Source organism: Haloterrigena alkaliphila (genome assembly GCF_017352155.2).
Taxonomy (GTDB): domain Archaea; phylum Halobacteriota; class Halobacteria; order Halobacteriales; family Natrialbaceae; genus Haloterrigena; species Haloterrigena alkaliphila.
In genome coordinates, this window is the sequence record NZ_CP084320.1 from 60,372 (window position 1) to 73,758 (window position 13,387).

A 13,387-nucleotide genomic window follows, 5' to 3' on the forward strand; every position below is an offset into this window, starting at 1 on the left:
AACGGCATCGGAAGGATATATTTCATCAAATCTTACTGTTGGTTCAGTAGCAACGTTTATATTTGTATACTTAGCACAGGTCAGTATATGGAACGCAAGCGCGTGACTACTAGGTCCGAATCGACTGGTCCCGACGAGCAATCGGCCACGGTCGAGTCGACCAAACGGACGGAGCTGGACGCGACCACGACGCCGCCGCCGGTGACGATCGCGGCGACGCGGAACGACGTCGACGATCCGGCCGCGAACACCCTGACGATCATCGGCCGGGGTACGCCCTCGAGTTTCGAGATCACCGTCGACGGCGACGTCGAACTGCTCGAGGAAGAGCGGGCCACCGAGACGTCGATCGTCTCGGGATCGACCGTCGAAGGGACGATCGAAACCGGAACGCTCCGATACCGGTTCACCGGCGACCTCGCCGACGTCACGTTCGTCGACCGCCGCATCACGGGCGTATCGCCGGGGGCCGCACCCAACGTCCACGTGGACTACGCCGCCCCCGAACAGTAGCGGTCGACCGCCCGACGGATTCCGGCAGCGCGGCGGCGACTGGCGATGCAACAGTATCATGTAGCCTGACGGCCACCGTCCGGACGAGCGACCGTCCGAACGGAGGAGACAGTATGGAAGACCCAAATCCGACCGACGGCACCGACGAACCCGACGGCGACGGCTGGATGGCCCCCCCGGACGACGACATTCTCGAGGCGATGTGCGACGACGACGTGTTCGCGCCCGACGACATCGACGAGCGCGGCATCTGCCGCGGGCCGCACGCGGCTACCCGCTGTCGGGAACTCGCCGCGTACGGACTCCTCGAGAGACGGATGCCCGGCGTCTACGACATCACGGACCTCGGCGAGCGGTACCTCGCGGGGGAGGTCGACCCGAGCGACCTCGAGCCAGCGGAGTAGCCTCAGTCGGCGTCCACGGCGCCCGGAACGTGGTTCTCGAGGAAGTCGACGACCTCGTCGGCACCGACGAACCCCTCGGCGCGCCGCGCGATTTCTTCGCCGTCCTCGAAGACGATCAGCGTCGGCACCGACGAGATGTCGAAGCGCTCGACGAGTCCGATGTCGTCGCCGGGGTTGATCGTACCGACGGGGACGCCGGTCGCCCGAGCGACGTTCCCCAGCACCGGTTCCATCGCCTGACACATCGAGCAGCCGGCGGTGTAGAACTCCACGAGCGCGACGTCGTGGCGCTCGAGGAAGTCGTCGAGCGCCCGACCGTCCGCGAGTTGCGTCGGTCTGGCTGTCCGTTCCATACCGCGGCTAGTGGATCCAGGCTGAAACAGGTAGTGCACGCTCGAGCGACCGGCGGCAAGGGAACGAGACGGCACCGTTGACGGCAACGGAGCGAGACGGCACCGTCGGCGACGAGCGGTCCCCCGCGTCGGCACCGAACGGGATCGATCCCCGTCGATAAACGGAATCACCGCAGAACCACTCGCGTGAACTCACCTGAATCGTGCCGGCGATCGATCCCAGTTACCGGTCGTCGGTCGGATCCATCGAACCCGACAGCGACCCCTCACGCCGGCCGATTCCGATCCGAAGGGGAGCGCCGTTTCGATCGAAATCGTTCGTATACTCGAGCGGACGAGCGACAACCGTAGCCGGTGGCTTTGTACCCGTGCGCCGTAGTCGGGAGCGATGACTCGTCCCGCAACCGCCACCGACGAACGGACGCCAGCGCGCCGAAAGTCGACCCTGTTCTGCTGGGAGTGCGATCACACCAGCCCCATCGACGGCGACTGGGTGCGTCAACTGCGGGATCGACACGTCGAATACACCTGTCCGGACTGCGAGACGACGCTCGCGAAACGGCCACTGCCCGACGCCCCGACGGGTGACCGGGCGGCGGATCGCGTTTCGGTCTCGTGGCAGCGAACGCTCCGGACGACCGTTCAGATCTGGCGCGTGAGCGTCGACGTCGGCCTCGCCGGACTGGCGGCGATGACCCGCTCGCGACCGACCGCCGGCCGACGTCGATAACCGTCCACGCGACGCCGTACGCGGTCGCGGATCCGAGCGATCGAACCGGTTACTCCCGACTGGTCACACGCGTATTCAATTTCGCTCGCGATTTTTTGGCTCTTGTTCTCCGTACTCCCTCATACGACCTATGTTAATTTACATTCGTCCATCTTTTTCTCGATCTAGAGATATTCGCACACAACAGCAGAATTTTAGTAGTAGAATCCAATGGCCTAAGCGAGCAATAAATGACAAGTAGAAATCTCACGTCCGCAGAAGAGGACGTATTGGACGAAATCGAAGACGGAGAGATCGACTTCCTCCGGCTCCAGTTTACGGACATTCTGGGAACGGTGAAGAACGTCTCCGTTCCGGCCCGGCAGGCCGAGAAGGCGTTCACCGAGGGAATCTATTTCGACGGGTCTTCGATCGAGGGGTTCGTCCGCATTCAGGAATCGGACATGCGTCTGGTTCCCGATCCGGACACGTTCGCCGTCCTCCCCTGGAGACAGCGCGAGGACGGGGCGTCCGCCCGGATGATCTGTGACGTCTACAACACCTCGACGGGCGAACCCTTCGAGGGCGACCCGCGCAACGTCCTCAAAGGGGCCATCGAGCGCGCCAACGAGATGGGCTACGAGGTCAACTTCGCGCCCGAACCGGAGTTCTTCATGTTCGAGGAGGACGAGGAGGGTCGCGCGACGACCGACACCGCCGACCACGGCGGCTACTTCGACCTCGCGCCGAAAGACCTCGCGAGCGACGTCCGACGGGACATCATCTACGGCCTCGAGGACATGGGCTTCGAGATCGAGGCCAGCCATCACGAGGTCGCCCGCGGCCAGTACGAGATCAACTTCGAGTACGACGACGCGCTGTCGACGGCCGACAACGTCGCGACCTTCCGGACCGTCGTCCGCGCCATCGCCGCCGAACACGACCTCCACGCGACGTTCATGCCCAAACCGATCCCGAAGATCAACGGCTCGGGTATGCACACGCACATGTCGCTGCTGACCGAGGACGGCGAGAACGCGTTCCACGACGAGGACGACGAGTTCAACCTCTCCGAGACGGCCCACTCCTACCTCGCGGGGATCCTCGAGCACGCGCCGGCGATCACGGCGGTCGCCAACCCCACCGTGAACAGCTACAAGCGGCTGGTGCCCGGCTACGAGGCGCCGGTCTACGTCGCCTGGTCGGACCGCAACCGCTCGGCGCTGGTGCGCAAGCCGGCCGCTCGCGTCCCGGCGGCCTCGCGCATCGAACTGCGCTCGCCGGACCCCTCGTGTAACCCCTACCTCGCGTTCGCCGTCATGATCCACGCCGGTCTCGACGGGATCGAACGGGACCTCGAGTGTCCCGACCCGGTTCGGGAAAACATCTACGAGTTCGACGAGCAGAAACGCGACGAGTACGGTATCGAGACGCTCCCGTCGAACCTCGGCGAGGCCGTCGACGCCCTCGAGGAAGACGAGGTCATCTACGAGGCGCTGGGCGAACACGTCGCGCCGAAGTTCGTCGAAGCGAAGAGCCAGGAGTTCGAGGAGTACCTCGTCGACGTCTCCGAGTGGGAGATCGACCGCTACCTCGAGCACTACTGACGACCGAGTCCACCTGACTACCCGCGGTGTTCGTTCCGCTTGTTTTTCGCACACGTCCTCCAGACGAGCCGGAGTCGGAGAACAAAGAGACAAACGAGTACAGTACGAGCGGACGGGCGTCGCAACTGCTGGATAGCCACCGGTCGCTCGAAAAATAGTCACAGCCCCACCCCCGCAATCGGACCGATCAGTTCGCGACGGCGTACTCTTCGCCGCGCTGCTCGACCATATCGTCACTCGAGAGCGTGTTCAGGAGACTCAGAACCGAGAGTTGCTTCATCGCCAGCAGGTCGCCCAGTTCGTCGGCCGTCGCACCACCCGTCGCCTCGAGGCAGAGGTAGACGAGTTTCGCCTGTGTGGAGTCGAGTTGGTTGGGAACCGGTTCGATCCGGGGGTCGGACCGGTATTTCTGTGAACTCATTGTCACCAGAACCGTCCCGATTCGTATATATAAATCCACACGTGTATTGTATATATATCCCGTAAAGGGCTCTAGTACAGTATTCGTCGGAATTTCGTCGTCGAGAGAGCGTGTCGGCTGTCAGAACAATACGGGCGACCGCCCTCGAGTCAGATCGCTCGTCGTCGAACCCGGGACGGGATCGACGGGAGTTTTACGACCGTCGGACAAGTCGAGAGACGACCCGATGACGAACGATCGCGACCGACCCGAGCCGCCGGCCGACCTCGACGACGACGCCCGCGAGGCGCTGGCAACGCTCGAGGACCTGAACGCCGATCAGCTCCGGGCGATCGGCCGCTACCTCGAGACCCTCGCCGCGTGGTCGGACTCGAGTACAGACGGTGACGCCGGTGACGATTCGGACACCGGTGACGGTCCCGACGCCGACCCCGACTTCCCTGAAGGCGTCCCGGAAGCGGCGGACGTCACGGTCAAGGAAATCGCCGGGACGACGTACTACTACTACCAGTGGCGCGAGGGGGATCGCATCGAGTCGAAGACGGTCCAGCGAGAGTGACGACGTCGAGCGGGCATCGCAAAACGGCGTCTGATATCGACGAACCCACGTGTTCGTCGAGAAACAATTATATGGACTCGAAGAAAACTGTCAGCTATGCTCAGCGTATTCTTCGGCTTCCTCTCGCTCGTCCTCGTCGTGGGCAGCGTCTTCTGTATTCAGGAGGCGCGGTCGTACACCGACGAGCAACGGGCTCGAGCGCCGCGGCTCTGGCGAGCGTACGCCGCCAGCGGCGTCGTCCTCGGTCTCGTCGCCGTGGGAAACGTCGCGTGGCTCCTGAACGGAGGCACGGTCTGGGCGATGAGCGGGCTCGCGAGCGTCGCCGCCGCGCTCCCGTGTCTCGTCCAGGCGCTGCTCCACCGGAAACTGGACGTCGACCGCAGTCCGCTGGGCGATCGGCTCGCCGAAACCGTCGCGCGGAAGCTCAATTTTCCCGAGCCGAACCGACAGGCCTGATCGACTGCTACACCGACTCGTACGGTCCGAGCCGCGTCCCGTCCAGCAGGTAGGCCTCGCCGCCAGCCAGTCCCGCCGGCAGAAATGGTGAAAGAAACGACTGGTTCGCCAGGTTGACCCACGTCCCGCCGACGAGGTCGTTGAACGCCGGCACGACGACGACTCGAGGAGCCGCCTCGTCGTCGCGCTCGAGCCACGGAATCCCCTCGTACTCGGGACGCTCGCGAAACGGATCGGGAGCGAGGCGGCCGCGCAGCCACGCCCGTTCGACGCGGCTGCCGCCGACCTCGTCCTCGAGGCGGACGCAGGGGTGTTCGTGGCCCAGACAGACGACGTCGCACTCGAGGACCGCCGGCGCGGGCCAGGTGTGGCCGTGGCAGACGCCCACGGCGCCGTCCCCGAGCGCGACGCCGGCGCCGGGCGTGACCGTCACGGCCGACGGATCGAAGTCGAGCGCGGCGACCTCGCGGTCGTTCTCGGGGGTGAGCCACTCCTCGATGCCGCCGTCGTGGTTCCCCTTCACAACCGTCACCGACAGCGCGGGCGAAAACGACTCGAAGAGCACCTCGAGTTCTCCCCGCTCGGCGCCGCCCGGATCGCCGATCGAGTGCATCAGGTCGCCGAGCACGACGAGGCGGTCGGGGTTCGTGCGCTCGAGCAGCGAGCGCAGCCGCTCTCGGCGCTCGGGGGCTTGGCTCGGGACGTCGACGCCGCGTTCGTACCGCAGTCCGGCCTCGTAGCCGGCGTGGTAGTCGGCGACCAGCAGCGCGCGCTCGGCGCCGAGGGTGGCAGTCGCGGCCGGTTCGCCGGGAACGGGTTCGACGCGAGGCGGCGTCGAACCGCGAGCGGCGTCGGAGCGGGAGCGAGGCGCGTCGGACATCGCTCGCCGCTCAGATCGCCTTCAGGGTCTCGTCGTCGGGTTCGTAACACTGCCCGCCCATCAGCGCGTCCTGGATCGCGTCCTCGACCTCGTCCGCGGACGCGCCGGTGTCGTCGGCGACCCGCTCGACGAGGGTCGTCCGATCGGCGCCGTCGCCGTCGTCGAGTTCCTCCATCGTCTCGACGACGTACGCCTCGAGGTCGACGTCCGCGGCGGGCGCGTCGTCCGACTCAGTCTCGTCGGGCTCCGATGCGGTCGCGGCGGCGGCCTCGTCCTCGCTGTCGGCGGGTTCGGCAGCCGTCTCGTCTTCGTCCGGTTCCGCTTCCGGCTCGGATTCGGTTTTCAGTTCCGTTTCGTCGGCCTCGGTCTCCGGTTCCGATTCGGCCTCGAGTCCAGACTCCGGCGGCGCACCGAGGTCGTCGTCGACCTCGTCGGATTCCTCGGGTTCGGCGGATTCGTCGGTCGCAGCGGCGTCCGCGGCCGCCTCGCTCTCGGTCTCGGACTCGTCGGCGGGTTCGTCCTCGGGCTCCGGAACGTCGATGTCGGCCTCGCCGGGTTCGTCGACCTCGGACCCGGTCGTGAACTCGGCGCCGAACTCCTCCTCGAGCTGTTCGCGCTCCTCCTCGTCCATCTCGTACATCCCGCCGTCGCCGGCGTCGAAGTCGCCGAGTTCCTCGTCGGCCGACTCCTCGGCCGTCTCGAGGTCCGCGTCGGCGTCGGACTCGTCGACGCTCGACTCGTCGAACTCGGCGGTCGGCTCGTCGGATTCGGGCTCGGACTCCGCGACGTCGCCGGTCGCGTCGGCTTCGGCACTCTCGGACGTCGACTCTATTTCAGTCTCGCCCGCCTCGGCTGCGACGTCGACGTCGCCCTCCGACGCGGTGTCACGGTCCGTTCCGGTCGCGGTGCCGGCGGCGGAGCCGGTTCCGGCCGTCGCCGCGGCGGGTTCCGGCTCCGGTTCGGGTTCCGCCTCCGCGTCGGCCGCGGACGCCGACTCGAGCGCAGAGAGATCGATCCCCGCGAGCCCGGCCAGCGACGCGAACGTCGCGTCGGCGTCGGGACCCGCGTCGCCGGGCGCGAGCGAGAGCGCCTCGACCTGATCGCGGTCGCCCGCGACGACCTCGACGGCCTCGAGAGCGGTATCGCGCAGCGCGGCGAGGTAGCCCGGGGTCGTTCCGTAGTGGTCCTGCGCGAGGGGGATCCCCGCCGCGAGACCCTTGTCGACGCCGGCCTCGAGGAGTGCCTCGGTCAGCGCGTCGCCGCTGGAGCCGCTTTCCGCGGCCGCGGCGTACGTGCCGACCCGTTCGACGGTCTGTTCGGCCGCGCTGACGACCCAGCGGTCCCGGGTGTCGGCGTCGACCGTCGCGATGCTCTCGGGGCGAAGCGAGGTGTAGACCTGGTCCGAGTCGTCGGGCTGGAAGGTGCGGGCCTTGCCGGTCACCGCGACGAACTCCGGCGGCTCGAGTTGCTCGAGCGTGGCGAGTTCGTCGGGCTGGTACTGGCCGGCGTAGACGACGAACGCGCCGGTCGGGTCGACGATGCGGGCCCGGACCATCTCGTCGTTGACCGACGTCACTTCGGTGAGCGTGCCGACCGCGAAGACGCGGTTGAGTCGGGCGCCCGTCGGCGAGACGACGTAATTGGGCGCGCGCTCCTCGTCGCTCTCGGCGTAGGAGAGCGAGGCGTCGTCGTACTCTGCGGCGAACAGCCGGTAGGCGACCTCGCGGCCCGGAATCTCCTCGCCGTCGTCGCCGTCGCCGTTCGCGCTCATGCGTCCACCTCCTCGAGGAAGGCCGTCGCACGCGACGCGGGATCGTCGTCGCTCTCCTCGAAGGTCTCGGCGTCGAGGTTGGCGCCGTACTCGTCGACCGAGAGGTGACCGCGCACGCGGTACTCGCGGCCGACGATGCGCTCGCGGATCGCGTCGGCGACGACCTCCTGGTCCATGGCCTCACGGGCCTGCTCGAGGGCGTCCTCTAAGGTCCCGCCGTAGACCTCCTCGGTGAGTTCGTCGTCGAGGACGACGGTGACGGCGCCGGTGCCGTCGTCGAGGATCGCCTTCACGCGCATGTCGTCGATCCCGTCGACGTCGCCGTGGGTTCGACACTGTCCCTTCTGGATGACCCGGTAACACTCCGGGCAGCGCTGGATGAGTCCGGAGCCGTCTCGCACCGCGATGGCGTTGCCGACGACTTCGACGTCGTAGATGCCGCCGGTACCGACGGCCTCGCCGACGTCCATCGTCGTCGTCTGCGCGCCGACCTCGATCTCGCGGTCGAGCACCGAGACCGTCGAGAACTCCGAGACGTTGACCTCGGGGACGCCGCGGAACTCCTGCACGTAGGCGTTCTCGATGCGAACCGGGCCGCCCTCCTCGATCTCGGGGGCAGGGTCCCAGTTCGTGAAGGGGAGGCGACCGCTCTCGTCGCCGAAGACGCCGCTCAGGATCTCGGTCTCGCCGTCGCGGCCGTCGATCGTCCGTCGCTCGCACTCGACGACGGCGACCTCGACGTTCACCGCGCGGTCGCCGGTCTGGACGTCGGCCAGTTGCGCGTCGCCGCCGATCTCGTCGGCGTACGCCGCGGGGATCTCGAGCGACTCGTCGTCGAACGACAGCGAGGTGCTCTCGCCGAGGTTGAGTTCGGGTTCGCCGTCCCACTCGCGCACGCCCGCGTTGCCCGCGGTGATCGTGTCGCCCGGCGAGAGCCCGAAGTCCTCCCAGGCGGTGTAATCGATCGCGCCGCTCTCGTCGGCCAGTCGCCCCTCGACGATGACGTGCTCGTCGCCCTGATACCGGATCGAGCGCTTGCCGGCGGTTAGCACGACTGCGGTCACGGTGACGTTGCCGTCCTCGGGCGTGATCTCGGCGATCTCCTTGCTCGAGGGGGCGCCGCCACCGCCGCTCGAGCCGTCGCCGTACTTGCGGCGCAGGCTCTGTTTGGCTTCGTCGATGGGGACGCTGTACTCCACCAGATTCTGCAGGTCGGATTTGACCTCCTCTTTGTCGACGCCGAGGTCGGAGGCGAGATCCTCGGCATGATCATCGAGTTCCATCAGTGGCCATTCGAGTGGCGGATTTAAAAGCGTTCCCGCAGCGAGGTGAAACTGGAGGGCGACGCGGCCGTTCGCAGCGGCCTCGGGCGGTCGGCAGTGGCTTCATTTCGCTCCTCGCCGAAGTGAGCGTATGGAACGCGTCGGTGCGGCGCTCGGCGGCCTCGCGTTCGTCGTCGCGATCGTCGGCGGAATCGTCGTCATCAGAATCCTGACGCGGGCGCTCTACGCGGCCGTCCTGTTCGCCGAGACCGTCGCCACGTTCGCGTTCGCCCTGCTGATCGGCTACCTCGTCTACCGGATCCTGCGCGGCTCGAGCGACGATCCCCGGCGCCTCGAGTGAGCCGAGGCTCGAGCGGGCCAGCGACGGATTTCACCGATCGTGAACGTTTTCCCCCAGTAACCGCGATATCGGAGTACTCGTGAGTACGCTCGGGGAAGTCGTGATGATCGCAACGCTGGCCGGTGCGGCGACCGGGCTCGGTGCGCTGCCGGTGTACGTGACCGAGCGGATCAGCCACCGATTCTACGACGCCGCGCTGGGCCTCGCCGCCGGGATCATGTTCGGCGCGGCCGTCTTCGCGCTGGTCGTCCCCGGCCTCGAGTTCGGCTCGCTGTGGGAGGTCGTCGCGGGCGTCCTCATCGGGAGCGTCTTCCTGCTGGCCGCGAACCGACTCATTCCGCACGTCCACCTGCTCATCAGGGGCGAAGCCGACGGCACCTATCCGCCCGTCGCGGGGTCGGAGAAGGAGGTCGAGGCCACGCCGGACCTCGTCTCCGGGAGCCGCACCGCCGTCGACGGCGACGGTCGCGGCGAGGACGATGCGACGGACGCCGACGAGGACGGGGCGCCGGATCCGGACGAGGACCTCCGGCAGGCGATCCTGGTCGGCAGCGCGATCACCATCCACAACGTCCCGGAGGGGCTGGCGATCGGCATCGCCTTCGCGGGCGGCCTCGAGGGCGTCGGGCTCGCGCTCGCCGTCGCGATCGCGGTCCAGAACGTCCCCGACGGCTTCGCGATGGCGATTCCCGCGAGTCGTACCGGGCTCTCGAAACCGAAGACGATCCTCTATACGACCATCTCCGGGGCGGTACCCGAACCGATCGCGGCGGCGCTGGGCTTCGCCCTCGTCTCGGTCGTCACCGGCCTCTTTCCGCTGGCTGCCGGCTTCGCCGCCGGGACGATGCTCGCGGTCATCTTCCGGGAGATGATCCCCGCCAGTCACGGTCACGGCTACGCCGACGAGGCCACGCTGACGTTCGTCCTCGGCTTCGTCGTGATGGTGATCGTCGACGTCGGACTCGCCGTCTGAGAACGAGGGATCGGGATCGGATCCCGACGGTACCGACGACGGCAGCCGAACGCGGTCGGGCGCCGAGACGGCGGGACGCGGAGCCATGCACCTCCCGGGCAGTTACTTATAGAAATTGCCGCCATATCCTCATGAGATACGATGACACGGGACGATCCGCAGTCACGACGAACCGTTCTCAAACTCGGCGGCGGTGCAGTCCTGACGACCGTCCTCGCCGGCTGCGGCGGCCCCGGCGGAAACGGCGGGGGCGAGAACGACACCAGCGGGGAAGAAAACGAAACGGGCGGCGCCGGATCGGAGAACGAAACCGGAATTGGGAACGAGTCGAACGAAACCGAAGCGGGCAACGAATCGAACGAGACGGAGCTCGGAAACGAAACCGAAGCGGGCAACGAGTCGAACGAGACGGAAGCCGGAAACGAAACGGAAGGCGGCGGGGCCAGCGGGGCGCTCGAGCCCGGCGAGATCGTGCTCGGCGGCGAGACGCAGGCGTGGCTGGGCGGCGCACCCGACCCCATCGCCGAGGAGGAGAATCCGACGCTCACCCTCCAGGAGGGCGAATCATACGAAATCACGTGGGAGAACTTGGACGGCGTCGGCCACAACCTCCAGATCCTCGACGACAACGACGAGGTCGTCGACGACTACGAGACCGAAATCATGCAGGAGGAAGGCGAGACCCAGACGCTCGAGGTCGACGAGGTCACCAGCGAGATGGCCCAGTACGTCTGCGAGCCCCACTCGGGGACGATGAACGGCGACATCGAGGTTCAGTAACCGATCGACGACCGCTGCCGCCATCGATGGCGGCGTCACCGTTCGACTCCATCGATCTCGACGCACGCCGGGACACGGGTCTTCTTTAGGATTCGCGACGCAGGGAGCGTATGCACGTCGTCGTCAACGCCGCCACCAGCGCGGACGGCAAGCTCTCCTCCCGCCGTCGCGAGCAGATCGCCATCAGCGGCGAGGCGGATTTCGCGCGCGTCGATCGCCTCCGGGCCGATAGCGACGCCGTCGTCGTCGGCGTCGGCACCGTCCTCGCGGACGACCCGCACCTGACCGTCAAGGACGAGTCGCTGTGCGACGAGCGCCTCGAGCGCGGCGAGCCGGAACAGCCGGCCCGCGTCGTCGTCGACTCGAGAGGACGAACCCCGACCGACGCCGCGATGCTAGACGACGCGGCGGCGACCTACGTCTGTCTGAGCGAGGCCGCTCCCGTCGGCGCGCGGATGGATCTGGCCGACCACGCCGAGCTCGTGACGGCGGGCGACGACCGGGTCGACCTCCTGCGGGCGTTCGCGGCCCTCGAGACGCAGGGCCTCGAGCGGATCATGGTCGAGGGCGGCGGCGAACTCATCTTCTCGCTGTTCGAGGCCGGACTGGTCGACGAGTTGCGCGTGTTCGTCGGTCCGAAGGTAATCGGTGGCCGCGACGCCCCCACGCTGGCCGACGGCGAGGGGTTCGTCGAAGAGTTTCCGCTGTTGAACCTCGAGAGTCTCGAGCGACTGGACGACGGGGCGTTGTTGTGCTGGACGGTCAGCGACTGAGCTACTCGAACTCCGGCTCTCGGTCCTCGACGAACGCCGTCATCCCTTCGCGCTGATCCGGCGTCCCGAAGAGACTCGCGAACGCCCGCTTCTCGTACTCGAGTCCGCTCGTCTGCGACCCTTCGTGGCGCTGGTTGAGCGCCTGCTTCGCGGCGCGCATCGCGACGGCCGGCTTTTCGGCGATGCGGGACGCCAACTCGTCGACGGTCGCCTCGAGGTCCTCGTCGGCCACCACCTCGCCGAAAATCCCGGCCTCGGCGGCGGACTGGGCATCTAGCCGCTCACCGAGGAAGATCATCCGGCGGGCGGTCTCGTCGCCGACCAGTTCCGGCAGGCGCTGGGTCGCACCCCACCCCGGAATGATCCCCAGATCGATCTCCGTGTTGCCGATAACGGCCGATTCGCTCGCGACCCGCAGGTCGCAGGCGATGGCCATCTCGCAGCCCCCGCCGAACGCGTATCCGTTGACCGCGGCGATCGTCGGCGCCGGAAACGCCGCCAGCGCGTTTGCGACGTCGTGGCCGAGTTCGCCCCAGTCCTGGGCCTCGGCGGTCGAGAGGTCCTGCATGTAGCCGATGTCGGCGCCGGCGATGAACGCGTCGTCGCCGGCGCCCGTGACGACGAGCGCGCGGGCGTCCTCGTCCGCGGCGTCGGTGATCGCCTCGCCCATCGCCTCGAGCGTCTCGACGTTCAGAGCGTTCAGCGCCTCGGGTCGATCCACGGTCAGCGTCGCGACGTCGTCGTCCCACTCGAGTTCGACGGTATCCCAGGACATACGCCGGGGTTCATCGGCCGTCGGGAAATCCCTTGCCACCGAGGCAGTCTCGGTCGCGAGCGATCCCGCCCGAACGCGGTCTCGTCTCGACTCGTCGAACCGGACCTCCGGCGGGCGCGAGTCGCGGGACCCGTCACACCTTTCCTCGAGCGTCCCGTCTCTGTGAGTATGAAACGAGCCACAGTCGGCGGCGGTTGCTTCTGGTGCGTCGAGGCTGCCTTCAAAGCGCTCGAGGGAGTCGAATCGGTCACCTCCGGCTACGCCGGGGGCCACGCCGAGGACCCCACGTATCAGGAGGTCTGCGCCGGGAAGACCGGCCACGCCGAAGTGGTCCAGATCGAGTACGATCCCGACGCGATCGCCTACGCGGACCTGCTGGAGGTCTTCTTTACGATCCACGACCCGACCACGAAGGACCGCGAGGGGCCGGATATCGGCAGCCAATATCGGTCGGCGATCTACGCCCACGACGACGACCAGCTCGAGACCGCCCGGGCGTTCGCCGAGGAACTCGAGAACGAGGGGCTCTACGACGGCATCGTTACCGAAATCGAGCCGCTGGAGACGTTCTACGAGGCCGAGGAGTACCACCAGGACTACTTCGAGAAGAACCCCAACGACGCCTACTGTGCGATGCACGCGGCGCCGAAAGTCGAGAAGGTCCGGAAGAAGTTCGGCGAGACCGCCCCGGCCGACGACTGACGCGCGTCGTCCCCCGGCTGAGACGTGATCATGACGTAACGGCGGGAGAGCGGGAGTGAGAGCGGGTGGAGGGCCGAAAACGTCGCAG

17 protein-coding genes are annotated in these 13,387 nt (G+C 67.2%); 11 read left to right on the forward strand and 6 right to left on the reverse strand.

The window, feature by feature from the left end; genetic code table 11:
* Positions 1-87: 87 nt before the first annotated feature.
* Both J0X25_RS39330 and J0X25_RS39335 read left to right on the forward strand, forming a co-directional pair.
* Entirely contained in the window at positions 88-513 is a 426-nt protein-coding gene (locus tag J0X25_RS39330) for a hypothetical protein (RefSeq protein ID WP_226777452.1), read from the forward strand.
* Positions 514-626: 113 nt separating this feature from the next.
* Entirely contained in the window at positions 627-917 is a 291-nt protein-coding gene (locus J0X25_RS39335) for a hypothetical protein (protein ID WP_226777453.1), read from the forward strand.
* Between the two features lie 2 nt (positions 918-919).
* Here the strand turns inward: J0X25_RS39335 and J0X25_RS39340 are convergent, their stop codons facing one another.
* A complete protein-coding gene (locus J0X25_RS39340) occupies positions 920-1,270 on the reverse strand; it encodes a thioredoxin family protein (protein WP_226777454.1) in 351 nt (116 codons plus the stop codon).
* Positions 1,271-1,658: 388 nt separating this feature from the next.
* Here J0X25_RS39340 and J0X25_RS39345 point away from each other — a divergent pair, with 388 nt between their 5' ends.
* Complete coding sequence (locus tag J0X25_RS39345) at positions 1,659-2,000, forward strand: DUF8106 domain-containing protein (protein WP_226777455.1); 342 nt, start codon at positions 1,659-1,661, stop codon at positions 1,998-2,000.
* A 230-nt stretch (positions 2,001-2,230) separates the two neighbouring features.
* On the forward strand, positions 2,231-3,586 hold the full coding sequence (gene glnA / locus J0X25_RS39350; protein WP_226777456.1) for a type I glutamate--ammonia ligase: 1,356 nt from the start codon (positions 2,231-2,233) through the stop codon (positions 3,584-3,586).
* 187 nt (positions 3,587-3,773) lie between these two features.
* Here the strand turns inward: glnA and J0X25_RS39355 are convergent, their stop codons facing one another.
* Positions 3,774-4,007 carry a MarR family transcriptional regulator gene (locus J0X25_RS39355; protein WP_226777457.1) on the reverse strand — a complete coding sequence of 78 codons (234 nt, stop codon included), beginning with the start codon at positions 4,005-4,007 and terminating at the stop codon, positions 3,774-3,776.
* 226 nt (positions 4,008-4,233) lie between these two features.
* Between J0X25_RS39355 and J0X25_RS39360 the strand changes: the two genes are divergently transcribed.
* Positions 4,234-4,566 (forward strand): hypothetical protein, encoded by a 333-nt coding sequence (locus J0X25_RS39360; protein ID WP_226777458.1) that lies wholly within the window; start codon positions 4,234-4,236, stop codon positions 4,564-4,566.
* Positions 4,567-4,662: 96 nt separating this feature from the next.
* Complete coding sequence (locus J0X25_RS39365; RefSeq protein ID WP_226777459.1) at positions 4,663-5,022, forward strand: hypothetical protein; 360 nt, start codon at positions 4,663-4,665, stop codon at positions 5,020-5,022.
* A gap of 7 nt (positions 5,023-5,029) precedes the next feature.
* Here J0X25_RS39365 and J0X25_RS39370 read toward each other — a convergent pair whose 3' ends face one another.
* The 3 genes from J0X25_RS39370 to J0X25_RS39380 are packed head-to-tail and all read right to left on the reverse strand — an operon-like array spanning position 5,030 to position 8,956.
* A complete protein-coding gene (locus tag J0X25_RS39370) occupies positions 5,030-5,902 on the reverse strand; it encodes a metallophosphoesterase (RefSeq protein ID WP_226777460.1) in 873 nt (290 codons plus the stop codon).
* A 10-nt stretch (positions 5,903-5,912) separates the two neighbouring features.
* Positions 5,913-7,673 carry an RPA family protein gene (locus J0X25_RS39375; protein ID WP_226777461.1) on the reverse strand — a complete coding sequence of 587 codons (1,761 nt, stop codon included), beginning with the start codon at positions 7,671-7,673 and terminating at the stop codon, positions 5,913-5,915.
* Complete coding sequence (locus J0X25_RS39380) at positions 7,670-8,956, reverse strand: Single-stranded DNA binding protein (RefSeq protein WP_226777462.1); 1,287 nt, start codon at positions 8,954-8,956, stop codon at positions 7,670-7,672. Before J0X25_RS39380 ends, J0X25_RS39375 begins: the two co-directional genes overlap by 4 nt.
* Positions 8,957-9,086: 130 nt before the next feature.
* Between J0X25_RS39380 and J0X25_RS39385 the strand changes: the two genes are divergently transcribed.
* The 4 genes from J0X25_RS39385 (at position 9,087) to J0X25_RS39400 (ending at position 11,822) form a co-directional block, all read left to right on the forward strand.
* Complete coding sequence (locus J0X25_RS39385; RefSeq protein WP_226777463.1) at positions 9,087-9,296, forward strand: hypothetical protein; 210 nt, start codon at positions 9,087-9,089, stop codon at positions 9,294-9,296.
* Positions 9,297-9,375: 79 nt separating this feature from the next.
* A complete protein-coding gene (locus tag J0X25_RS39390) occupies positions 9,376-10,269 on the forward strand; it encodes a ZIP family metal transporter (RefSeq protein WP_226777464.1) in 894 nt (297 codons plus the stop codon).
* A gap of 141 nt (positions 10,270-10,410) precedes the next feature.
* Complete coding sequence (locus J0X25_RS39395; protein ID WP_226777465.1) at positions 10,411-11,049, forward strand: cupredoxin domain-containing protein; 639 nt, start codon at positions 10,411-10,413, stop codon at positions 11,047-11,049.
* Between the two features lie 110 nt (positions 11,050-11,159).
* Entirely contained in the window at positions 11,160-11,822 is a 663-nt protein-coding gene (locus J0X25_RS39400; RefSeq protein ID WP_226777466.1) for a 2,5-diamino-6-(ribosylamino)-4(3H)-pyrimidinone 5'-phosphate reductase, read from the forward strand.
* 1 nt (position 11,823) lies between these two features.
* Here the strand turns inward: J0X25_RS39400 and J0X25_RS39405 are convergent, their stop codons facing one another.
* Positions 11,824-12,597 (reverse strand): enoyl-CoA hydratase/isomerase family protein, encoded by a 774-nt coding sequence (locus J0X25_RS39405; protein ID WP_226777467.1) that lies wholly within the window; start codon positions 12,595-12,597, stop codon positions 11,824-11,826.
* 168 nt (positions 12,598-12,765) lie between these two features.
* Here J0X25_RS39405 and msrA point away from each other — a divergent pair, with 168 nt between their 5' ends.
* Positions 12,766-13,299, forward strand: coding sequence for a peptide-methionine (S)-S-oxide reductase MsrA (gene msrA, locus J0X25_RS39410; RefSeq protein WP_226777468.1), 534 nt, complete (start codon positions 12,766-12,768; stop codon positions 13,297-13,299).
* Positions 13,300-13,387 lie beyond the last annotated feature (88 nt).

Excerpts from the sequence above, each read along its gene's own strand:
- J0X25_RS39365 (WP_226777459.1), top strand. The coding sequence starts at position 4,663 with ATGCTCAGCGTATTCTTCGGCTTCCTCTCGCTCGTCCTCGTCGTGGGC.
- msrA (WP_226777468.1), top strand. The coding sequence starts at position 12,766 with ATGAAACGAGCCACAGTCGGCGGCGGTTGCTTCTGGTGCGTCGAGGCT.
- J0X25_RS39340 (WP_226777454.1), bottom strand. The coding sequence starts at position 1,270 with ATGGAACGGACAGCCAGACCGACGCAACTCGCGGACGGTCGGGCGCTC.
- J0X25_RS39400 (WP_226777466.1), top strand. The coding sequence starts at position 11,160 with ATGCACGTCGTCGTCAACGCCGCCACCAGCGCGGACGGCAAGCTCTCC.
- J0X25_RS39335 (WP_226777453.1), top strand. The coding sequence starts at position 627 with ATGGAAGACCCAAATCCGACCGACGGCACCGACGAACCCGACGGCGAC.
- J0X25_RS39375 (WP_226777461.1), bottom strand. The coding sequence starts at position 7,673 with ATGAGCGCGAACGGCGACGGCGACGACGGCGAGGAGATTCCGGGCCGC.
- J0X25_RS39380 (WP_226777462.1), bottom strand. The coding sequence starts at position 8,956 with ATGGAACTCGATGATCATGCCGAGGATCTCGCCTCCGACCTCGGCGTC.
- glnA (WP_226777456.1), top strand. The coding sequence starts at position 2,231 with ATGACAAGTAGAAATCTCACGTCCGCAGAAGAGGACGTATTGGACGAA.
- J0X25_RS39385 (WP_226777463.1), top strand. The coding sequence starts at position 9,087 with ATGGAACGCGTCGGTGCGGCGCTCGGCGGCCTCGCGTTCGTCGTCGCG.
- J0X25_RS39330 (WP_226777452.1), top strand. The coding sequence starts at position 88 with ATGGAACGCAAGCGCGTGACTACTAGGTCCGAATCGACTGGTCCCGAC.
- J0X25_RS39360 (WP_226777458.1), top strand. The coding sequence starts at position 4,234 with ATGACGAACGATCGCGACCGACCCGAGCCGCCGGCCGACCTCGACGAC.
- J0X25_RS39370 (WP_226777460.1), bottom strand. The coding sequence starts at position 5,902 with ATGTCCGACGCGCCTCGCTCCCGCTCCGACGCCGCTCGCGGTTCGACG.
- J0X25_RS39395 (WP_226777465.1), top strand. The coding sequence starts at position 10,411 with ATGACACGGGACGATCCGCAGTCACGACGAACCGTTCTCAAACTCGGC.
- J0X25_RS39355 (WP_226777457.1), bottom strand. The coding sequence starts at position 4,007 with ATGAGTTCACAGAAATACCGGTCCGACCCCCGGATCGAACCGGTTCCC.
- J0X25_RS39405 (WP_226777467.1), bottom strand. The coding sequence starts at position 12,597 with ATGTCCTGGGATACCGTCGAACTCGAGTGGGACGACGACGTCGCGACG.
- J0X25_RS39345 (WP_226777455.1), top strand. The coding sequence starts at position 1,659 with ATGACTCGTCCCGCAACCGCCACCGACGAACGGACGCCAGCGCGCCGA.